Below are 22,031 nucleotides of genomic sequence, written 5' to 3' on the forward strand. Positions count from 1 at the left end.
GGTGCAGGCGAGGCCGCACCACGCCGGCCACGGCGGACCGGGCGCCCCGGCGCAGGCGCAGTCCCGCGCCGCGCAGGACGGCTCCGCCCTGCAGGTCTCCCTGCCGCAGTCTCCCCGCGGGCATATCGCCGCGAGCCAGCCGCGCGGCGAGGCCGCGGCCGACGGTCCCGCCTACGACGAGGACGGCGTGCGCAAGGCCGTGCGCATGTTCCTCAAGGCGATCGGCGAGGATCCGGACCGCGAGGGGCTGGTCGAGACGCCGGACCGCATCGCGCGCGCCGGCCGCGAACTGTTCGCCGGACTCGGCGCGTCGCCGGAGCATGTGCTCGAGAAGCATTTCGACGTGGACACCGACGAGCTCGTGCTCGTCAAGAACATCGAACTGTATTCGGTATGCGAGCATCATCTGCTGCCGTTCCACGGCGTCGCCCACGTCGGCTACATCCCCGCCAAAGACGGGGTCATGGGGCTGAGCAAGCTCGCCCGGCTCGTCGAGGTGTACGCGCGTCGGCCGCAGGTCCAGGAGCGCCTCACCCAGCAGATCGCCGACGCGCTCGTCGAATACGCGGGCGCGCGCGGCGTGATCGTCGTCACCGAATGTGAACACCTGTGCATGTCGATGCGCGGCGTGAAGAAGTCCGAGGCGCGCACGGTCACGTCCGCGGTGCGGGGCCTCCTGCGCAACCCCGCCACCCGCGCCGAGGCCATGAGCCTCATCATGAGCCGCTAGGCGGTTCCGGGGGCGGCGGTACACCCCCTCAGTCGGCCTGCGGCCGCCAGCTCCCCCTCAAGGGGGAGCAGAATATTTTGTATATTGCTCCCCCCTTTGAGGGGGAGCTGTCCCGCGGGGCGGGACTGAGGGGGTAATCGCGATGACCATCGATCTCAAGGCGCTGCACGACGCCACGCACACGCTCGTCATGGGCGTGCTCAACATCACCGAGGACTCGTTCTCCGACGGCGGCCTCTGGCTCGACCCGCGCGCCGCCGCCGACCACGGCCGTGCGATGATGGCCGCCGGCGCGGACATCATCGACATCGGCGCCGAATCGACGCGTCCCGGCGCGAAGCGCGTGAGCGAGGAGAACGAGCTCGCGCGCATCACCGGTGCGGTCGAGGCGCTCATCCCGGCCGGTGCGACGCTGTCCATCGACACGACGCGCGCGACCGTCGCCGCCGCGGCGCTCGACGGCGGCGCGCAGATCATCAACGACGTGTCCGGCGGCACGCTCGACACGGAACTACCGCACGTCGTCGCCGACCACGACTGCCTGTACATCGTCCAGCATTGGCGCGGCTGGCTCGCCGGCTCCAAGACCGGCGCCCCCGACGCCGACACCTCGCATTACGAGCATGGCGTGCTCAAGGACGTACACGACGAGCTCATGCGCCAGGTCGACGCGGTGCTCGCCGCCGGCGTCGCCCCCGAACGCATCATCATCGATCCGGGTCTCGGATTCTCGAAGCCCGGCATCGCGCACAATCTGCCGCTGCTCGCCGGACTCGACCGGTTCCGCGCGACCGGCTACCCGGTGCTCATCGGGCAATCACGCAAACGCTTCGTCACCGCGATCCTCGACAATGCCGGATTCACGGACGTCACGATGGACGCGCGCGACGACGCCACCGCCGCGTTCAGCGCCCTGTGCGCGGAACACGGCGCGTGGGCGGTGCGCGTCCACGACGTCGTCCGCAGCCGCGCCGCCGTCGCCGTCGGCGACACGTGGCGCGAATACGCGAGGTGACCTATGCCCCCTCAGTCGGCCTGCGGCCGCCAGCTCCCCCCCCTGGAAGGGGGAGCAAAAGTATGTAACGACATGCTCCCCCTCAGAGGGAGCGAACGGCGCAACGATATGCTCCCCCTGAAGGGGGAGCTGTCCGACGGAGTCGGACTGAGGGGGTGCCGGAAGACGAGATGGAAGGAACTGACATGGACACGATCACTTTGACCGGTGTGCGGGCGAACGGGACGCACGGCGTGCTCGACTTCGAGCACGAGCGTGCGCAGCCGTTCGTCGTCGACGCGACCCTCCACCTCGACCTCGCCGCCGCAGGCCGCTCCGACGCGCTCGGCGACACCGTCGACTACGGCCGCGCCGCCAAGACGATCGTCGATGTCATCGAAGGCGACCACGTCGACCTCATCGAGAAACTCGCGCAGGATATCGCCGACAGACTGCTCGCCATCGATCCGATCCGCACGGTCGACGTGACCGTGCACAAGCCGCACGCGCCAATCACCGTGCCGTTCGACGACGTCGCCGTGAGCATCACGCGCACGCGCGACGCGGCAGATGCCGGCGTCGACGTGGCGGACGGTGCCGGCGCGGCGGCCGCCGCGGCCGCCGGCACCGACGCCGCAACGTCCGGCGCGGCCGCGTCGCATCGCGTCGTCATCGCGCTCGGCGGCAACCAGGGCGACGTCGAAGCGACGTTGCGTGACGCGGTGCGCCGCATCGACGCGCTCGACGGCACGCAGGTCACCGGCGTCTCGCCGCTCTACCGCACCGCCGCGTGGGGCATGGCCGACGGCACCCCCGACTTCCTCAACGCCGTGGTCGAGGCGACGACCACGCTCGACGCGCGCACGCTGCTCGACGCGCTCCAGCGCATCGAACGCGACCACGGGCGCACGCGCGAAACCCACTGGGCGAGCCGCACGCTCGACCTTGACATCATCGACTACGACGGCGTCGAATCCGACGCGCCCGACCTGACGCTGCCGCATCCGCGCGCATGGCAGCGGGCGTTCGTGCTCGTGCCGTGGGCGGTGCTCGACCCGCACGCCGACCTTCCCGGCCTGCACGGCGGCCCGGTGAACGAACTCGCCGAAGGGCTGCTCGCCGAGGCGGACGGCGACGAGCCGCCGGTCGAGCGCGTCACCAGCGACTGGATGAGCGGGACGCGGGACGGTGATTCCGGTGATGCCGGCGCATCCGACGCGGGCACGGGTGCCGATGACGCCGGAACCGGCTCCTCGGACGGCGCGACGGTGCCGCTCAAGGCCGTCATCTCGATGGACTCGACCTCCACCGACGCGGAACACCTGTTCCGCGAGGCGATCGTCGCCATCGACGGACTGCCCGGCAGCCAGGTCGACGGCATCTCGCCGCTCTACCACGTGAGCAGCTTCGACGGACCGGACGCGATGAGCGCCGTCATCCAGATCGAGACGAAGCTCGGCGCACGCGCGCTGATCGCCGCGCTCGGCACCATCGAAGGCACGCACGACGGCGCGATCGACCTCGACCTCGTCGACATGGAGCACGTGACCGCGGACGAGCCGGACTGCCGCGTGCCATGGCCGTCAGCCAAAACCCACGCCTCCGTGCTCGCGCCGTGGATGGACATGGACCCGAACGCCACGCTCGGTGGCGACCCGGTCTCGTTCCTGCTCGCGATGGCGCCCGACGCGGGCATGGTCGGTCAGCTGAGCGACAACTGGATCATCGGCGCGAAATGACGGGAAACGCCGGGGCGCGTGGATACGCGGGAACTCCCCGGTGACGGACGAACGGAAGGACACGAGATGAAGGCGCATAGGACACCATGGTGGCAGCCGGCGCTCGGATTGGCGCTGGGACTGGCCGCCGGCGCGGGCGTCGCCGTATTGGGCGAACGGTACGGGCTTACGCTGATCGGCGCGCCCTGGTTCGTCGCGGCGCTGCTCGTCGCCATCGGCGTGCTCGTGCTCGTGCTCGCCATCAACGTGCACAAGTACGCGACCACCGATCCGCGCAAACGGCCGCACACGTTCATCAACCCGACGATCGCGTTCCACACGCTCGTGCTCGCCAAGGCGCTGGCGTTGGCGGGGGCGGCGCTCGCCGGGTGGTATTTCGGCCAGATCATCCCGTCCATCGGGCACATGGAGGCCGAGTTCTACGCGCAGGCGGTGACCGAGTGCGCGGTGACCGGCGTGATCTGCCTCGCGGACATGATCGTCGGACTCGTGGGGGAGTGGCTATGCCAGCTGCCGCCCAACGAGGGACCGGAGAACCCGAAGATGAAGCAGGCCGCGCGCGAACGCGGCATCACCCCCGCCGCCGCGAAGACCGCGGAGAACACGGTGCGTGACGCCGGGCGCAGGCGGTGAGCGCGACGTTCTTCGGCCCCCTCTGACGAGGGGGTGTCAGCCGAAGGCTGACTGGGGGAGAGACAGCGGCCGCAGGGCGCGGGAAAAAACGAATCGGCCTTCGGCCGATACCGTATCTTCCGCGGCCTGCGGCCGCTCCGGTCTCTCCCTCCGTCATCGCTTCGCGATGACACCTCCCTCGTCAGAGGGAGGCGAAACGTCGGCGGACTGGGGGAGGTTCCCGCACGCGGGATTTTCCGCGACACGCCCGGCTCGCTTACGAAAAAACGGAAAACGTACTACGGTCACATCTCGACTTGATAACCGCATGCCTCCGGCGCATTCTCCGCCTTGGGGCATGCGGTTTTTCGTTGCCGTCGGGACCCGGACGTTAGGGGTTCTCGATTCCCCGCCGATGATGCCGCCGCCGTGCGTTTCCCGCGAAACGCGCGGCGTACGCGGTCATGTCTGCGGCATGCCGCCCATGTGTGGGAATCGCCCGGCGGCGACGTGTGGATACAGACAAGAAGAGGTTTTCCGTTGTCCGATCAGACAACCGTCCGCAATGATTCCGTTTCCGGTGGCCAGGCCGCCGGCTCCGTGGCTGGTTCCGTGGCTGGTTCCGCGACCGCCAAGCCGCATCTCGACCACGTCTCCTACGAGGTCGCGACCCCCGTGCCCGGCGGCGCCCCCGCCCCGCGCTTCGCGCATCCGCACCGCGTGATGCTCGGCCTGTACTTCGGCGCGTTCCTCGGCATGCTGTCCGAGACATCGATGAACATCGCCATCCCCGATCTGATGGACGAGTTCTCCGTCTCCTCCGGCACCGCGCAGTGGATGGTCGTCGGCTACATGCTCGCCATCGGCATCGTGCTGCCGTGCGTCGGCTTCCTGCTCAAGTGGGTCAAGGCGAAGACGCTCGTGCTGTTCGCGCTCGCCTGCTTCCTCGTCGGCGCGCTCGTGTGCACCGTGGCGACCACGTTCCCGGTGCTGCTCGCCGGCCGCATCGTGCAGGGCGTGAGCACCGGCATCGTGCTGCCCACCCTGTACGCCGCGATCATGCGCGTGTTCCCGCCGTCGAAGATCGGCGCCGCCAACGGCGTGGCCGGCCTCGTCGTCATGTTCGCGCCGGTCGTCGGCCCGACCGTCGCCGGCGCGCTCATCGGCGCTATCTCCTGGCGTGCAATCTTCGCCCTGTTCGCCGTGATCGCCGCCATCGCGATTGCCTGCACCGCGCTGTTCTTCGTCACGCCGATCGAACGCACCCGTCCGGCCGTCGACGTGCTCTCCATCCTCGCGTCCGCGCTCGGCTTCGGCTGCCTCGTCGCCGGCGTGAGCCTCGTGAGCGACATGGGCTTCTCGCCGGCCGTCATCGGACTGCTCGTCGTCGGCGTCGTCGTCCTCGCCTTCTACGCGCACCGCCAGCTCACCATCGCCACGCCGCTGCTCGACCTGCGCGCGCTCGGCATCGCGGCGTTCCGCACGCCGGCCATCATGGTCTCCTGCTCGTTCGCCTGCACGCTCGCGTTCATGTACCTCGTGCCGCAGGAGCTGCAGCGCGGCCTCGGCCTGAGCTCCACCGTCGCCGGCCTGCTCATGCTGCCCGGCGGCATCGTCAACGCGCTGTGCACGCTCGGCGCCGGCCGACTGTTCGACCGCCACGGCGCGCGTCGTCTCGTCTGGATCGGCGTGGCGATGACCGCGGTCGGCGGCGCGCTGTTCTTCGCGATTGGCGCCGGTTCGCCCGTCGCCCTGTTCCTCGCCGCGCATATCATCGTGATGGTCGGCATCCCGTTCATCCAGCAGTCCACGCAGTCCGCCGCGCTGAAGGCGCTGCCGGGCCGCATGGCCGCCGACGGCAGCACGATCCTCAACACGATGCAGCAGGTGTGCGGCGCCATCTCCACCGCCGTCGCCACCTGCCTGCTCGGCCTCGGCCAGGCGACCTACACGGCCGGCGGCGGCACCGATCCGGCGCAGGGCTTCGTGGACGGCTCCCGCTACGGCTACCTGTTCGGGCTCGCGCTCATCGTGCTCGTGCTCGTCTTCTCGTTCGCGCTGAAGGAGCGCGCCCGCCGCGAACCGGAGATGACCCCGGTCGAGGTCGACGAGGCCGTCGAAACCGGCGAGAAGAAGCTCGCCGCGTAGCGTCCTTGTTATGGCTCCCTCTGACGAGGGAGCTGGCCGCGAAGCGGACTGAGGGAGAGAAACCGTGGACTTCGTGCCGGGGTCTCTCCCTCCGCCGGCCCGACGGCCGGCACCTCCCTCGTCAGAGGGAGGCGATTCCGTCGTGGACGTTCCATGACGCACCAACGGGTGTTCACCTATACTGGTGAACACCCGTTTTTCGTATTCTCCGAGCCAATCCCCAAACCGGACCGGCATCACCGGACATCACACCAAACCATTCAGGGAGCGCCATGAACAAGGCAATCATCACCGTCGTCGGCCAGGATACGGTCGGCATCATCGCACGCGTGTGCACCTACCTCTCGCAGCACAACGTCAACGTGCTCGACATCTCCCAGACCATCATCGACGGCTACTTCAACATGATGATGATCGTCGACTACGCGAACTCCGATAAGGAGTTCAGCGCCATGGTCGGCAACCTCGAGGACCTCGGCGACGACATCGGCGTGCGCATCCGCTGCCAGCGCGAGGAGATCTTCACCAAGATGCACCGCATCTAGCCTCGCCGGACCGAGCCGAAAGGAAGAACCATGCTGAATATCATGGAGGTCCACGAGACCAATCAGATGATCGAGCAGGAGAAGCTCGACGTGCGCACCATCACGATGGGCATCTCGCTGCTCGACTGCGCGAGCGACGACGTCGACGAGACCTGCGACAACATCTACCGCAAGATCACCACGTACGCGAAGGACCTCGTCTCCACCGGCGAGGACATCGAACGCGACTACGGCATTCCGATCGTCAACAAGCGCATCACCGTCACCCCGATCTCGCTGGTCGGCGCGAGCTGCTGCAAGACCTCCGGGGACTTCGTCAAGATCGCCCACGCGCTCGACCGCGCGGCCAAGGAGGTCGGCGTCAACCTGATCGGCGGTTACTCGGCGCTCGTCTCGAAGGCGATGACCCCGGCCGAGGAGCTGCTCATCCGCTCCCTGCCGCAGGCGCTCTCCGAAACCGAGGTGGTCTGCTCGTCCGTCAACGTCGGCTCCACGAAGACCGGCATCGACATGAACGCGGTCGAGCTGCTCGGCCACATCGTCAAGGACATCGCGCACGCCACCGCCGACATCGACTCCTACGGCTGCGTGAAGTTCGTCGCGTTCTGCAACGTGCCCGACGACAATCCGTTCATGGCGGGCGGCTTCCACGGCGTGACCGAGGGCGACGCGGTCATCAACGTGGGCGTCTCCGGCCCCGGCGTCGTCTCGCGCGCGCTGGACGCCGCGAAGGGCAAGGACTTCGAGTTCCTGTGCGAGACGATCAAGCGCACCGCGTTCAAGATCACGCGCGTCGGCCAGCTGGTCGCGCAGGAGGCGTCGCGACGGCTGGGCGTGCCGTTCGGCATCATCGACCTGTCGCTCGCGCCGACCCCGGCCGTGGGCGATTCCGTCGGCGAAGTGCTCGAGAAGATCGGTCTCGAACAGGTGGGCGCGCCCGGCACGACCGCCGCGCTCGCGATGCTCAACGACCAGGTGAAGAAGGGCGGCATCATGGCGTCCTCCTACGTGGGTGGCCTGTCCGGCGCGTTCATCCCGGTCTCCGAGGACAAGAACATGATTGACGCGGCCGGCAATGGCTGCCTCACGATCGAGAAGCTCGAGGCGATGACCTGCGTGTGCTCGGTCGGTCTCGACATGATTGCGATTCCGGGCGACACGTCTGCCGCGACGATCTCGGGTATCATCGCCGACGAGGCGGCCATCGGCATGGTCAACCAGAAGACCACCGCCGTGCGCGTCATCCCGGTCGAGGGCAAGGGCGTCGGCGAGATGGCGAACTTCGGCGGACTCATGGGCTACGCGCCGATCATCCCGGTCAACCAGACCTCGTGCGAGGCGTTCGTCACCCGCGGCGGCCGCATCCCCGCCCCGATCCACTCGTTCAAGAACTGATCCGTACACGGGGAGACCGATTCGTTCGGGAACCGAAGTCATCCCCGCGAACGTACCGCCAGTCCTCCGTCTCCCCTTCCGGCGCAAGGAATCCCGGAAAACAACCGCTTCATCCGGGTTTTCTTGCGCCGGGGCCTGTCCCGGCAAGGCGGATTCTCTGGGCGGATTCCTCGGGGGTGGGGCGTCCGGTGTGAAAGCTATCTGCATTGGAAGGGGTGCTTCCGTCATGGCGCGGATCGCCATTTCTCTTACGAGGGGTACCCGCTGCGGCGTGAGGACGGGTATCGACAGTACAATTCCCCGGGATCGTGCCATTTTGGTAGTCCCTTCGCATGATCGGGTACCCCTCGTAAGCGAGATGTCTGTCGGTGGACGTCGCAAAGCACCCCTCGTAACGCAGTTTGATGCTGATTAGGTGCCGTTTCGATGCTGATTAGGTGCCGATATGCAAGCATCTCCGCAACGTCTGACGCACGCGTTTCCCGTAGCGTCCGGTTCCTTCGTCATGTGCAGTCATCCGTATCCGGCATGGCTCCGCCGGGGCCATGCCCGGCCTTCCGCCCGCCCGGCATCCGTGTCGGGCAGAGCATGCCCTATGCTCGATTGTCGGTCGCGATCCGCTAGGAGCGGCGCGTACGATCCGCAATCACGATGAACAAGGGATGACGGTGGCGATATGAGTGAAAACGGAAACCCGGAGGGAATTGCACCGGCCGCTTCGGAAAACCCGGAAGACAAAGTCGAGAAGATGTTCGAATACGGCTACCGCAAGTCGAACTACGGGCCGGACGAGCTCGTGACCGACGCGCACGGCAACCCGATCAGCGTGGTCGACGCGATGCTCACCGCGGAGAAGGCGGCCGAGGCGGAGACCGTCACCCCGCACCTGTGCTACTACAGCCCGCGCATCCCCGGCAACACCGGTTCCGCGATCCGCCTGTGCGCGGTGACCGGCACGATCCTGCACCTCGTGGAGCCGCTCGGCTTCAACCTGCGCGACACGAAGCTGCGCCGCGCCGGCCTCGACTACCACGACATGGCGCATGTGGTGCTGCATCCGAACTTCGAGAACCTCGTCGAGTCGATGCCGAACTCGCGCATCATCGCGTTCACCGCGCACGCCACGAAGCTGTACACGGAGATCGAATACAAGCCGACCGACATCCTGCTGTTCGGGCCGGAGCCGGGCAACATCCCCGATCCGATGGACATCATGGCCGGGCCGCACGTCGCCGAGCAGGTCAGGCTGCCGATGCGCCCGTCGCTGCGCAGCCTCAACCTCACGAACTGCGCGTCGATTGCGATCTACGAGGCCTGGCGCCAGCTGAACTTCGCCGGCGGCCGGTGACCTCGGCATGACCGATACTGTTGCCGTGGACTCGCCAGCCGGCATGTCCGCGTCCGCCCGTGCCGCGCGCGTCCGCCTGCGTCTCGCCGCATGGTGGGAGGCGAACGCCCGCGACCTGCCGTGGCGCTTCGGCCGCACGACGCCGTGGGGGATCCTCGTGTCGGAGGTGATGAGCCAGCAGACGCAGATGAGCCGCGTCGTGCCGTACTGGACCGCGTGGATGGCGAAGTGGCCGGATGCGGCCGCGCTCGCCGCCGCGCCGAAATCCGACGTGATCACCGCGTGGGGCCGTCTCGGCTACCCCCGCCGCGCCCTGCGCCTGCAGGAGTGCGCGCGCGTCGTCGCCGGTGAGTGCGGCGACGACCTGCCGCGCACGTACGACGCGTTGGTCGCGTTGCCCGGCGTCGGCGACTACACGGCGAGCGCGGTGATGAGTTTCGCGTACGGCGAGCGGATCGCCGTCGTCGATACGAACATCCGTCGCGTCCTCGCGCGCGTGTTCGCGGGGGAGGAGTCGCGTGGCGGCGCGGCGAGTGCGGCGGAACGCGCGCTCGCCGCCGCCGTCCTTCCGCGCGATGACGGAGGCGATCGTGCCGGAACCGATGATGATGACGGTGATGTTCCACGCGATGTTCCACGGGATTCCGGTGATGTTTCACATGACGTTTCACGCGACGTCCCGCGCATCCCCTCCGTCACGTGGAACCAGTCGGTGATGGAGCTGGGCGCGCTCGTGTGCACGGCGAAGAACCCGCTGTGCGACCATTGCCCGGTGCGCGACGACTGCGCGTTCCTCGCCGCGGGCCGGCCCGGGCTGGGGGAGCGGCGCACGCGGCCCCGGCAGCGGTTCCGGGGCACGGACCGCCAGGTGCGCGGCATCGTCCTCGACGCGTTGCGCAGGCTGCCGGCCGAGTCCATGTTGGAGCGTGCGACGGTCGAGACGTTGTGGAAGGACCGCGCGCAGCTCGACACCTGCGTGGCGGGCCTCGACGAGGACGGTCTCATCGAGATCCTCCCCGGCGGCGCGATCCGGCTGCCACGATAGACGCGATGGACGCAATGGACGCGATAGACTGAAAGGCACTATGGCACAAGGTGGAACGGGTATGGGCAAGCAGCGCAAACGCAAGCTGAACAAGCGGCAGCGTGCGATCTATCGTCGTCGTCGCATCGTCGTCGGCATCGTGCTGCTGCTCGCGCTCGCGCTCATCGTGTTCTGCGGGTACAGCCTGTCGCGCGGCGTCGGCGCGGTGTGGGGTGCGACGTACGGCAGCGTGAGCCGCGTCGCGCTGGAACGCGACGGGGCTCCCACGCCGCACCGCAGCACCGGCGTGCGGAACTGCTCCACGAAGGACACGCGTCTGACGCTCACCGCGAAGGCCGCGACCGTGGCGGTCGGCGGTTCGATCGACTTCGTCGCGACGATCGAGCATGAGGGCGCGGACTCCTGCCTCGTCGACGCCTCCGATTCGGGGCGCGTGCTCACGATCTCGTCGAACGGACAGACCGTGTGGAGGTCCGATTCGTGCCCGGCGGACGCGAGGATGCTGCTCATGGCGAAGGGCGACAAGGACGTGCAGACGCTCACGTGGGGCGCGAACCGCACGGGCTCGGAATGCGCGGAGAGCCAGGACGACCTGCCGAAGGTGGACCGCGGCGCGTACACCGCCCAATTGAGCCTCAAGGACGCCCCCAAGGTCGTCAGCGAGAAGGTCAACATCGAAGTGCGATGACGGTGCGATGAAAGTCCTTACATACCGCTATTCTTTGTAATTTGCATACGGTGTGTCATATTGCGGGCATGCCTCCACACAACGAAGCTCGCATAGGCATATGGTGGCCATGCGCGCTTCGACGGGGAAAACGAACACATAGCGAGCGATAAGGAACGTCCATTGGCTACTGAAGCTACGACGAACACCACCACCATCACCGCACGCGCCGACCAGCACGACATCGACCTGCACAAGGCGTCGGATCGCGTGAACTTCGGTTCCATCAAGGAACCCATCGACGTGCCCTACCTCCTGGGCGTCCAGACCGACAGCTTCGACTGGCTGATCGGCAACGAACGCTGGAAGGCGCGCGTCGCGAAGGACGAGGAGAACGGCACGGTCACCACGCCGCACGTCTCCGGCCTCGACGAGGTCTTCAACGAGATCTCCCCGATTGAGAACTTCGCGCAGACCATGTCCCTCACCTTCTCCGACCCGTACTTCGAGGAGCCGCGCCATACGGTCCAGGAGTGCAAGGAGAAGGACTACACCTACTCCGCCCCGCTGTACGTGAACGCCGAGTTCGAGAACGGCGAAACCGGCGAGATCAAGTCCCAGACCGTGTTCATGGGCGACTTCCCGCTGCAGACCGCGCACGGCACGTTCATCATCGGCGGCACCGAGCGCGTCATCGTCTCCCAGCTCGTGCGCTCCCCGGGCGTCTACTTCGACCGCCAGCAGGACCGCACCTCCGACAAGGAGGTCTTCGGCGCGAAGATCATCCCGTCGCGCGGCGCGTGGCTCGAGTTCGAGATCGACAAGAAGGACCAGCCGCAGGTGCGCGTGGACCGCAAGCGCAAGCAGTCCGCAATCGTGTTCCTCATGGCCATCGGCATGACCAAGCAGGAGATCCGCGAGGCGTTCAAGGACTACCCGCTGGTGCTCGACGCCCTGGAGAAGGAGACCCTCCAGACCCAGGACGAGGCCCTCGTCGACCTGTACCGCAAGATCCGCCCGGCCGACACCCCGACCCCGGACGCGGGCAAGAACCTGCTCGACTCCTTCTACTTCAACACGAAGCGCTACGATCTGGCCCGCGTCGGCCGCTACAAGATCGACCGCAAGCTGGGCCTGGAGAACGAGGTCAACGACCGTTCCCTGCACCGCGAGGACATCATCGCGACGATCAAGTACCTGTGCACGCTGCACGACGGCAAGGACACCTTCCCGGGCAAGCGCAACGGCGAGGACGTCGACCTGCGCGTCGACGTCGACGACATCGACCACTTCGGCAACCGTCGTATCCGCCAGGTCGGCGAGCTGATCCAGAACCAGCTGCGCACCGGCCTGTCCCGCATGGAGCGCGTCGTGCGCGAGCGTATGACCACGCAGGACGCCGAGGCGATCACCCCGCAGTCCCTGATCAACATCCGCCCGGTGAACGCCACCATCAAGGAGTTCTTCGGCACCTCGCAGCTGTCGCAGTTCATGGACCAGAACAACCCGCTGTCCGGCGTGACGAACAAGCGTCGTCTCTCCGCGCTGGGCCCCGGCGGCCTGTCCCGCGACCGCGCCTCCATGGAGGTGCGCGACGTGCACCCGTCCCACTTCGGCCGCATGTGCCCGATCGAGTCCCCTGAAGGCCCGAACATCGGCCTCATCGGCTCGCTGGCGACCTTCGGCCGCGTCAACCCGTTCGGCTTCATCGAGACCCCGTACCGCAAGGTCGTCGACGGCCACGTCACCGACGAGGTCGAGTACATGACCGCCGACCGCGATCTCGACCACGTGATCGCCCAGGCCAACCAGGAGCTCGACAAGAACGGCAACTTCGTCCAGAAGTCCGCCCTCGCCCGAGTCGGCGAGGAGGAGGCGGTCGATGTGCCCGTCAGCCAGGTCGACTACATGGACGTCTCCCCGCGTCAGATGGTCTCCCTCGGCGCCTCGCTGATCCCGTTCCTCGAGCACGACGAGGGCCACCGAGCGCTCATGGGCACCAACATGCAGCGCCAGGCCGTCCCGCTGATCGAGTCCGAGCGCCCGCTCGTCGGCACCGGCTCCGAGTGGCGCGCCGCCAACGACTCCGGCGACGTCATCAAGTCGGAGAAGGACGGCGTGGTCACCTACGTCTCCGCCGACATGATCCGCGTGATGAACGACGACGGCACGACCAGCTCCTACAAGCTGGCCAAGTTCCAGCGTTCCAACCAGACCACCTGCTACAACCAGCGTCCGATCGTCCACGACGGCGAGCGCGTCGAGGCCGGCACCGTGATGGCCGACGGCCCGGCGATCGAGAAGGGCGAGCTGGCCCTCGGCAAGAACCTGCTCATCGCGTTCATGCCGTGGAACGGCTACAACTACGAGGACGCCGTGATCATCTCCCAGCGTCTCGTCCAGGACGACACGCTCTCCTCCATCCACATCGAGGAGTACGAGATCGACGCCCGCGAGACCAAGCTGGGCGCCGAGGAGATCACCCGCGACCTGCCGAACGTCGGCGAGGACGCGGTCGCGAACCTCGACGAGCGCGGCATCATCCGCATCGGCGCCGAGGTCGAGGCCGGCGACATCCTCGTCGGCAAGGTCACGCCGAAGGGCGAGACCGAGCTGACCCCGGAGGAGCGCCTGCTGCGCGCCATCTTCGGCGAGAAGTCCCGCGAGGTGCGCGACACCTCGCTGCGCGTGCCCCACGGCGAGACCGGCACGGTCATCGGCGTCAAGGAGATCACCCGCGAGGACGCCGAGGAGGACGGCGACGAGCTGCCCAACGGCGTGAACCAGATGATCCGCGTCTACATCGCCCAGCACCGCAAGATCACGGTGGGCGACAAGCTCTCCGGCCGCCACGGCAACAAGGGCTGCATCTCCCGCATCCTGCCCGAGGAGGACATGCCGTTCCTCGCCGACGGCACCCCGGTCGACATCATGCTGAACCCGCTCGGCGTGCCGTCCCGAATGAACCTCGGCCAGGTGCTCGAGCTGCACCTCGGCTGGATCGCGCATTCCGGCTGGGACATCTCCCTCGACCCGGACCTCGAGGCCGAGTGGAAGAAGCTCGTCCCCTCCGGCGCCGAGAAGGCCGAGCCGGGCACCCCGGTCGCGACCCCGGTGTTCGACGGCGTCAAGCCGGACGTGCTCAAGGGCCTGCTGTCCACCACGCTGCCGAACCGCGACGGCGACCGTCTGGTCGGCCCGGACGGCAAGGCCACGCTGTTCGACGGCCGCACCGGCGAGCCGTTCGCGCGTCCGATCTCCGTGGGCTACATGTACATGCTGAAGCTCCACCACCTGGTCGACGACAAGATCCACGCCCGCTCCACCGGCCCGTACTCGATGATCACCCAGCAGCCGCTGGGCGGCAAGGCGCAGTTCGGCGGCCAGCGCTTCGGCGAGATGGAGGTGTGGGCCCTCGAGGCCTACGGCGCCGCGTACACGCTGCACGAGATGATGACCACCAAGTCCGACGACGTGGACGGCCGCGTGCGCGTCTACGGCGCGATCGTCAAGGGCGAGAACCTGCCGCCGGCGGGCATCCCCGAGTCCTTCAAGGTGCTCCTCAAGGAAATGCAGTCCCTGTCCCTGAACGTCGAGGTGCTCAACGCCGAAGGCCAGGCCATCGACATGAAGGACGAGGACGACGATCCGGCCGGCTCCTCCGACGACCTCGGCTTCAACATCGGCGCCCGCCCCGACGCGGCCGCGAAGGAAGACCAGGCCGCCGCTCAGCCCGAGTACCAGTGAGACCCATCGAGAACCGTAAGCAAGCGTAAGTAAGGACGAAAACAACAGTGCTGGACGTCAACGCATTCGACAAGCTTCGCATCGGCCTGGCCACCGCGGACGATATCCGCGGCTGGAGCCACGGCGAGGTCAAGAAGCCCGAAACCATCAACTACCGCACCCTGAAGCCGGAGAAGGACGGTCTGTTCGGCGAGCAGATCTTCGGACCGACCCGCGACTGGGAGTGCGCCTGTGGCAAGTACAAGCGCGTGCGCTTCAAGGGCATCGTGTGCGAGCGATGCGGCGTGGAGGTCACCCGCTCCCGCGTCCGCCGCGAGCGCATGGGCCACATCGAGCTGGCCGCCCCGGTCACCCACATCTGGTTCTTCAAGGGCGTTCCGTCCCGTCTGGGCTACATGCTCAACGTGACCCCGAAGGACCTGGAGAAGGTCATCTACTTCGCCTCCTACATGGTCACCGCCGTGAACGAGGAGCAGCGTCACCAGGACCTGCCGGACCTGCAGGACGAGTTCGACCACGAGATCGCGAACTTCGAGAAGCGCCGCAACGTCGAGATCGAGGACCGCGCCAAGAAGGTCGAGGCCGATCTGCACGAGCTCGAGGAGGCCGGCGAGGCCAAGGGCGCCGCGAAGGCCAAGCTGCGCAACGGCGCCGAGCGCGACATGGCGGCCATCCGCCAGCGCTACGACGACCAGATCGCGCGTCTGAACGCCGTGTTCGACAAGTTCAAGAAGCTCAAGGCCGGCGACATCATCGACGACGTGGACCTGTGGCGCGAGATGCAGGACCGCTACGAGGACTACTTCGAGGGCTCCATGGGCGCCGAGGCGGTCAAGAAGCGCCTGCAGTCCCTCGACCTCGAGGCCATCGCCGCCGAGCTGCGCGAGGAGATCAAGGACGCGTCCGAGCAGCGCAAGACTAAGGCCCTGAAGCGCCTCAAGGTCGTCAACGCGTTCCTGTCCACCGGCAACAAGCCGGAGGCCATGGTGCTCGACGTGATTCCGGTCATCCCGCCGGACCTGCGTCCGATGGTCCAGCTGGACGGCGGCCGCTTCGCGACCTCCGACCTCAACGACCTGTACCGTCGCGTCATCAACCGCAACAACCGTCTGAAGCGCCTCATCGAGCTCGGCGCCCCGGAGATCATGCTCAACAACGAGAAGCGCATGCTCCAGGAGGCCGTCGACTCCCTGTTCGACAACGGCCGCCGCGGCCGTCCGGTCACCGGCGCCTCGAACCGCCCGCTCAAGTCCCTGTCCGACATGCTCAAGGGCAAGCAGGGCCGCTTCCGCCAGAACCTGCTCGGCAAGCGCGTCGACTACTCCGGCCGTTCCGTGATCGTCGTCGGCCCGTCGCTGCGCATGCACCAGTGCGGCCTGCCGAAGCCGATGGCGCTCGAGCTGTTCAAGCCGTTCGTCATCAAGCGTCTCGTCGACATGAACTACGCGCAGAACATGAAGAGCGCGAAGCGCATGGTCGACCGCGGCGACACCGAGGTGTACGGCGTGCTCGAGGAGGTCATCTCCGAGCATCCGGTGCTCCTCAACCGTGCGCCTACGCTGCACCGTCTGGGCATCCAGGCGTTCGAGCCGATCCTGGTCGAGGGCAAGGCCATCCACCTGCCGCCGCTCGCCTGCGCCGCGTTCAACGCCGACTTCGACGGCGACCAGATGGCCGTTCATCTTCCGCTGTCCGCCGAGGCCCAGGCCGAGGCCCGCTCGCTGATGATGGCCTCCGACAACATCCTGAAGCCGGCCGACGGCCACACCGTGACCATGCCGTCCCAGGACATGATCCTCGGCCTGTACTACCTGTCCACCGTGGTGGAGGGCGTCAAGGGCCAGGGTCGCGTGTTCTCCTCGCTGGCCGAGGCCGAGATGGCGCTCGACCTGCACGAGATCGACATGCAGGCCAAGGTGCTCATCCGCGTGCCGAAGGACTTCGTCCTGCCGGCCAACTGGGAGCCGGGCGAGCTCAAGGTCGCCGATCCGGACGCCCAGAACGGCGAGACCGTCGTCAAGGAGGAGCGTTTCCAGGACGGCACCGCCCTGTTCGCCACCTCCTACGGCCGCGTCCTGTTCAACCAGACCCTGCCGGTCGACTACCCGTTCGTCAACGAGCAGGTCGGCAAGAAGCGTCTGGCGAAGATCGTCGACGACATCGCGACCCGCTACTCCACCGCCCAGGTGGCCGCCTCGCTGGACGCCCTGAAGGATCTCGGCTTCACCCGCGCGCCGTGGTCCGGCGTGTCCTTCGCGTTCTCCGACGTCATCGAGCCGGGCGAGCGCAACACCCTCGTCGCCAAGTACGAGGACGAGGCCGCCCAGGTCAACGACAACTTCGAGATGGGTCTTCTGACCGAGGAGGAGCGCCGCCAGGAGCTCATCGACCTGTGGACGAAGTGCACCGCCGAGGTGTCGAAGGCCGTCGAGCACGACTTCGATCCGCTCAACAACCTCGCCATCATCGTTCAGTCGGGCGCGCGAGGCAACATGATGCAGATCAACCAGATCGCCGGCATGCGTGGCCTCGTGGCCAACCCGAAGGGCGAGATCATCCCCCGTCCGGTGAAGTCCAACTACCGCGACGGCCTGTCCGTGCTGGAGTACTTCATCTCCCAGCACGGCGCCCGCAAGGGTCTGGCCGATACCGCACTGCGTACCGCCGAGTCGGGCTACCTGACCCGTCGTCTGGTCGACGTCTCCCAGGACGTGATCGTCCGCGAGGAGGACTGCGGCACCAAGCAGGGTATCGACATCCGCGTGGCCGACCGCGACGCCGACGGCAACCTCGTGCTCGTCAAGAACGCGGACGGCGGCCCGTACTCCCGTCTGCTCGCGGCCGACGTCATCGACCCGGCCGACGGCAAGACCGTGCTGTACAAGCGCGACGACGCCCTGTCGATGGACGTGCTCAACGATCTCGTCGCCCACGGCGTCGAGTTCGTCAAGTGCCGTTCCGTGCTCTCCTGCGCCTCCAAGCGCGGCGTGTGCGCGAAGTGCTACGGCTGGTCGATGGCCACCAACAAGCTGGTCGACGTCGGCGAGACCGTCGGCATCGTCGCGGCCCAGTCCATCGGCGAGCCGGGTACCCAGCTGACGCTGCGTTCCTTCCACTCCGGCGGCGTCGCCTCGGCCTCCGATATCACCCAGGGTCTTCCGCGTGTCACCGAGCTTTTCGAAGCCCGTACGCCGAAGGGCGAGTCCCCGATCGCCGAGTTCGCCGGCACCATCAAGGTGGTGGACGGCGACCGCGGCCGCCAGGTCATCCTCACCCCGGACGCCGACTCCGGCGCCCCGGTCGAGGACGGCGAGATCAAGCCGATCACGTACAACGTGTCGCGCCGCGTCCCGCTGCTGGTGAAGGACGGCGAGCACGTCGCCACCGGCACGCAGCTCATCGAGGGTTCCGTCGATCCGAAGAAGATCCTGCGCATTCTCAACAAGCGCGCCGCCCAGATGAACATCGTGGAGGAGGTGCACAACGTGTACCGCTCCCAGGGCGTGGACATCCACGACAAGCACATCGAGGTCATCGTCCACCAGATGAGCCGTCGCATCACCGTGATCGACTCCGGCGAGACCGACTTGCTGCCCGGCGAGCTGGTCGACCAGCAGCGCTTCCGCGAGGTCAACAAGGCCGCCGTGCAGGCGGGCAAGAAGCCGGCCTCCGGCCGTCCGGAGCTCATGGGCATCACGAAGGCCTCGCTGGCCACCGATTCGTGGCTGTCCGCCGCCTCCTTCCAGGAGACGACCCGCGTGCTCACCGACGCCGCCCTGAACCAGAAGGTCGACGACCTGAAGGGTCTCAAGGAGAACGTCATCATCGGTAAGCTCATCCCGGCCGGCACCGGCCTGGCCCGCTACCGCAACGCGGTGGTCGAGCCGGACAAGGCGATCCGCGACACCATCTACCCGAACTTCGGTCTGGGCGGTGGCGACGACGGCGAGGGCCTCGACTTCACCGACGGCGACATCAACGATGTGGACTTCTCCAACATCGATTTCGGCGACCTGAAGCTCGGCGAGGACTTCAACCCGGACGACTTCCTGGACGACCAGGGCGGCACCGCCGACTTCGGCGGCGACGCGGACGGCTCCGACCTGAAGCTCCCCGGTGACGACGGCGATGCCGCCGGCACCGACGCCGCGGGTTCGGACGACGATCCGACCGCCATCGTCTGATGATCGGCCGGTCGGCCTGCTCGATTGAGCGGGTCGGCCGGCGCATATGGCCGCATATGAATGACCCCCTCCGCGGATTGCGGAGGGGGTCATTCATATGCGGCGTGGGCGGCCGGGCGTCACGCGCGAACGGAAGCCGCGCGCGACAGGCCGCCGGAAGCCGTTACTTCAGCTTCTCGTTGAAGCCGTCCTGGATGACGTCGTTCAAGTCGTTCAGCTCGTCGGACGGGTTGGCCTCCTTCTCGATGTCGTCCAGTCCGTCGTTCAGGTCGGACGAGGCGTTGTACGGGCTGTCCAGATCGTACAGCTGCTCCGTCAGGTCGCGGTACTGCTGGTACTTGCCGTCGTCGCTGTAGATGTCGTCGCCGTTGCCGAGCGCCTCCAACTGCGTCATGATGTCGCCCAGCTTGGTCAGGTAGTCCTTCATCGTGGTGGCGTATTCGGCGATCGGCTTGATCTTGGAGCCGCTGAGGTCGCCGAGCGCCGTCGTGCAGCCCTTGATGTAGTCGTTGTACTCGCTGAAGTAGTCGTTGTCGGTGTAGGACGCGGTCGGTGTGGAGTCGCACGCCTTGGTGACGGCGCTCATCGTGACGGCCGTGTCGGCGAGGTTGTTGGAGAACGTGACGAACTTCTTCGCCTTCTTCTCGTACTTGTCGTACGCCTCCTTCACCTTGTCGTCCTTCTGGTAGATCTTGAGGTCGGTGAACTCCTTGTTCGAATCCTCGTAGGCCTTCACGTACTCCTTGATCTTTGCGGCGTCCTCCTTGTCGAAGGTGGACTTGCTGTCGTACGTGGTGGCCATGGCCTTCGACAGCTTCGTCGAGATGTTGCCGTACTTCGTGAGCATCACGCCCGTCTGGTGCTGGCCGTCCAGATAGTCGTCGGAGGTGAGCGAGCCGGGCTTGACCACCGCGAACACGACGACGAGCGCAATCACCGCGACCACGGCGATCGCACCGACGATGATGCCGATCAGCGCGCCGGTGGAGCGCTTCTTCTTCGGCGCGGGGGCACCCGGGTAGGCGGGCGGCTGGCCCGGCTGTCCCGGCTGACCGGGCTGCCCCGGAGCGGGTGCACCCGGGTAGGCGGGGGCGGCGGGCGCACCCGGCGCGCCAGGCTGTCCATACGGCGGCTGCTGGCCCTGTCCGAACGGCGGCTGTCCCGGCTGCCCGGGCTGTCCCGGCACCGCCGGCGTGTACGGCGGCGCCGAGAACTGCTGCTGGGACGCCGCGGCATCCGGGGCGCCGAACGCCGGCGCCGCCGGAGCTTCGGGCTGGCCGTACTGCGGCGCCTGGATCGGCTGCGTCGGCGCATCCGGCTGCGGTGCCGAGAACTGCTGCGTCGGCACATCGGCCTGCGGGACCTCCCACGGTGCGGGCGTGGCCGGGGCGGGCTGCTGCTCATATGATTGTCCGAACGCCGGTGCCGGCGAATCCGGTGCCGGGGTGCCGGCCTGCGCCGTGTCCGGCGTCTGGTCGAAGGGGATCTGTCCGTTGTCCGTGAACTTGGGGTCCGGGGCTCCGGAGCCGCCTCCATTGGCGTTTGCGTCGTTCATACGCATTCCTTTCATTACCCTCCTTACCACGTCACCGTCATCGATGACGTTCCAACCGCTCGGAGGCTGCTTCCAGCCTATCACCGGCGAACACGCAGGGCGAACATCACCATGCGCATCGTCCGGTCGGCGGACCGGGATCTACGGACCGGGATTGACGGACCGTCCCCGCGCCCGCCGTCCGCATCCGGCCCATGTCCGGAATCGTGTCCATTTGATGAACGGCCGCCGTGGGCGCCGTGCGGCCGCGAGTAACGTCTCGTGCCATGAGCGAAAACACCGCAACGAAGAAGTACACGATCGCCGTGATTCCCGGCGACGGCATCGGCAAGGAAGTGACCCCGTGGGCGCAGAAGGCGCTCGAGAAGGCGGCCGAAGGCGTGGCCGAATTCGACTACGAGCCCTTCGACCTGGGCGCCGAGCGCTACCTGCGCGACGGCTCCATCCTGCCCGAGGACGAGGAGGAGCGCATCAAGAAGACCGACGCGATCCTGCTCGGCGCCGTCGGCGACCCGCGCATCAAGGCCGGCATCCTGGAGCGCGGCCTGCTGCTCAAGCTCCGCTTCGATCTCGACCAGTACGTGAACCTGCGCCCGTCCAAGCTGTACAAGGGCGTCACCTCGCCGCTCGCGAACCCCGGCGACATCGACTTCGTCGTCGTGCGCGAGGGCACCGAGGGCCTGTACTGCGGCGCCGGCGGCGCGGTCCGCCGCAACACCCCGAACGAGGTGGCCACCGAGGTCTCCATCAACACCGCGTACGGCGTGGAGCGCGTCGTGCGCTACGCGTTCAAGCTCGCCATGAAGCGCCGCAAGCACGTCACGCTCGTCCACAAGAAGAACGTGCTCGTCAACGCGGGCGACATGTGGCAGCGCATCGTCGACAAGGTCGGCGAGGAGTACCCGGAGGTCACGCACGACTACTCGCACATCGACGCGGCCACGATCTTCCTCGTGTCCGATCCGTCGAAGTTCGACGTGATCCTCACCGACAACCTCTTCGGCGACATCCTCACCGACGAGGCCGGCGCCGTCGTGGGCGGCGTGGGCTACTCCGCCTCCGGCTGCATCAACGCCTCCGACGAATACCCGTCGATGTTCGAGCCGATCCACGGCTCCGCGCCGGACATCGCCGGCCAGAACAAGGCCAACCCGACCGCCGCGATCCTCTCCGCCGCCATGCTGCTCGAGCATCTCGGCTTCGACGAGGCCGCGCAGAAGATCCACAAGGCCGTCGAGGCGGACATCGAGGAGCTCGGCTCCACCGTCCGCACCACCGACCAGGTCGGCAAGGACATCCTCGCCCGCATGTGACGCGTCCGT

At 67.3% G+C, this 22,031-nt stretch carries 14 protein-coding genes; 13 read left to right on the plus strand and 1 reads right to left on the minus strand.

Annotated features, from left to right (window positions below; translation table 11 throughout):
• Positions 1-124 precede the first annotated feature (124 nt).
• The 12 genes from folE (at position 125) to AC1AYD_RS02880 (ending at position 19,154) form a co-directional block, all read left to right on the plus strand.
• Entirely contained in the window at positions 125-730 is a 606-nt protein-coding gene (folE, locus tag AC1AYD_RS02825) for a GTP cyclohydrolase I FolE (protein WP_476503130.1), read from the plus strand.
• 142 nt (positions 731-872) lie between these two features.
• Entirely contained in the window at positions 873-1,745 is an 873-nt protein-coding gene (gene folP, locus AC1AYD_RS02830; protein ID WP_476503109.1) for a dihydropteroate synthase, read from the plus strand.
• Between the two features lie 185 nt (positions 1,746-1,930).
• The gene (gene folK / locus AC1AYD_RS02835; protein ID WP_476503110.1) at positions 1,931-3,463 is read left to right on the plus strand and encodes a 2-amino-4-hydroxy-6-hydroxymethyldihydropteridine diphosphokinase; all 1,533 of its coding nucleotides are present in this window, start codon (positions 1,931-1,933) and stop codon (positions 3,461-3,463) included.
• A gap of 66 nt (positions 3,464-3,529) precedes the next feature.
• Positions 3,530-4,096, plus strand: coding sequence for a DUF3180 domain-containing protein (locus AC1AYD_RS02840; protein ID WP_476503111.1), 567 nt, complete (start codon positions 3,530-3,532; stop codon positions 4,094-4,096).
• 654 nt (positions 4,097-4,750) lie between these two features.
• Complete coding sequence (locus AC1AYD_RS02845; protein ID WP_476503131.1) at positions 4,751-6,223, plus strand: DHA2 family efflux MFS transporter permease subunit; 1,473 nt, start codon at positions 4,751-4,753, stop codon at positions 6,221-6,223.
• 272 nt (positions 6,224-6,495) lie between these two features.
• Positions 6,496-6,768, plus strand: coding sequence for an ACT domain-containing protein (locus AC1AYD_RS02850; protein ID WP_034525826.1), 273 nt, complete (start codon positions 6,496-6,498; stop codon positions 6,766-6,768).
• Positions 6,769-6,798: 30 nt separating this feature from the next.
• Positions 6,799-8,163, plus strand: a complete 1,365-nt coding sequence (locus tag AC1AYD_RS02855) for a DUF711 family protein (RefSeq protein WP_476503112.1) — start codon at positions 6,799-6,801, stop codon at positions 8,161-8,163.
• 676 nt (positions 8,164-8,839) lie between these two features.
• On the plus strand, positions 8,840-9,511 hold the full coding sequence (locus tag AC1AYD_RS02860; RefSeq protein WP_476503113.1) for a tRNA (cytidine(34)-2'-O)-methyltransferase: 672 nt from the start codon (positions 8,840-8,842) through the stop codon (positions 9,509-9,511).
• 43 nt (positions 9,512-9,554) lie between these two features.
• The gene (locus AC1AYD_RS02865; RefSeq protein WP_476544696.1) at positions 9,555-10,556 is read left to right on the plus strand and encodes an HhH-GPD family protein; all 1,002 of its coding nucleotides are present in this window, start codon (positions 9,555-9,557) and stop codon (positions 10,554-10,556) included.
• A 40-nt stretch (positions 10,557-10,596) separates the two neighbouring features.
• On the plus strand, positions 10,597-11,244 hold the full coding sequence (locus tag AC1AYD_RS02870; protein ID WP_476503114.1) for a hypothetical protein: 648 nt from the start codon (positions 10,597-10,599) through the stop codon (positions 11,242-11,244).
• A gap of 162 nt (positions 11,245-11,406) precedes the next feature.
• A complete protein-coding gene (gene rpoB, locus AC1AYD_RS02875; protein WP_476503115.1) occupies positions 11,407-14,970 on the plus strand; it encodes a DNA-directed RNA polymerase subunit beta in 3,564 nt (1,187 codons plus the stop codon).
• A gap of 47 nt (positions 14,971-15,017) precedes the next feature.
• Entirely contained in the window at positions 15,018-19,154 is a 4,137-nt protein-coding gene (locus tag AC1AYD_RS02880) for a DNA-directed RNA polymerase subunit beta' (RefSeq protein ID WP_476503116.1), read from the plus strand.
• 163 nt (positions 19,155-19,317) lie between these two features.
• Here AC1AYD_RS02880 and AC1AYD_RS02885 read toward each other — a convergent pair whose 3' ends face one another.
• The gene (locus AC1AYD_RS02885; protein WP_476503117.1) at positions 19,318-20,709 is read right to left on the minus strand and encodes a hypothetical protein; all 1,392 of its coding nucleotides are present in this window, start codon (positions 20,707-20,709) and stop codon (positions 19,318-19,320) included.
• 266 nt (positions 20,710-20,975) lie between these two features.
• Between AC1AYD_RS02885 and AC1AYD_RS02890 the strand changes: the two genes are divergently transcribed.
• Positions 20,976-22,022, plus strand: coding sequence for a 3-isopropylmalate dehydrogenase (locus tag AC1AYD_RS02890; RefSeq protein ID WP_476503118.1), 1,047 nt, complete (start codon positions 20,976-20,978; stop codon positions 22,020-22,022).
• Positions 22,023-22,031: the final 9 nt, after the last annotated feature.

The organism is Bifidobacterium sp. LH_426 (assembly GCF_056356875.1).

Bases quoted from the DNA above. Each gene is read 5' to 3' on its own strand.
- AC1AYD_RS02890 (WP_476503118.1), top strand. From the start codon at position 20,976: ATGAGCGAAAACACCGCAACGAAGAAGTACACGATCGCCGTGATTCCC.
- AC1AYD_RS02840 (WP_476503111.1), top strand. From the start codon at position 3,530: ATGAAGGCGCATAGGACACCATGGTGGCAGCCGGCGCTCGGATTGGCG.
- folP (WP_476503109.1), top strand. From the start codon at position 873: ATGACCATCGATCTCAAGGCGCTGCACGACGCCACGCACACGCTCGTC.
- AC1AYD_RS02855 (WP_476503112.1), top strand. From the start codon at position 6,799: ATGCTGAATATCATGGAGGTCCACGAGACCAATCAGATGATCGAGCAG.
- AC1AYD_RS02850 (WP_034525826.1), top strand. From the start codon at position 6,496: ATGAACAAGGCAATCATCACCGTCGTCGGCCAGGATACGGTCGGCATC.
- folK (WP_476503110.1), top strand. From the start codon at position 1,931: ATGGACACGATCACTTTGACCGGTGTGCGGGCGAACGGGACGCACGGC.
- AC1AYD_RS02885 (WP_476503117.1), bottom strand. From the start codon at position 20,709: ATGAACGACGCAAACGCCAATGGAGGCGGCTCCGGAGCCCCGGACCCC.
- AC1AYD_RS02870 (WP_476503114.1), top strand. From the start codon at position 10,597: ATGGCACAAGGTGGAACGGGTATGGGCAAGCAGCGCAAACGCAAGCTG.
- AC1AYD_RS02860 (WP_476503113.1), top strand. From the start codon at position 8,840: ATGAGTGAAAACGGAAACCCGGAGGGAATTGCACCGGCCGCTTCGGAA.
- AC1AYD_RS02865 (WP_476544696.1), top strand. From the start codon at position 9,555: ATGTCCGCGTCCGCCCGTGCCGCGCGCGTCCGCCTGCGTCTCGCCGCA.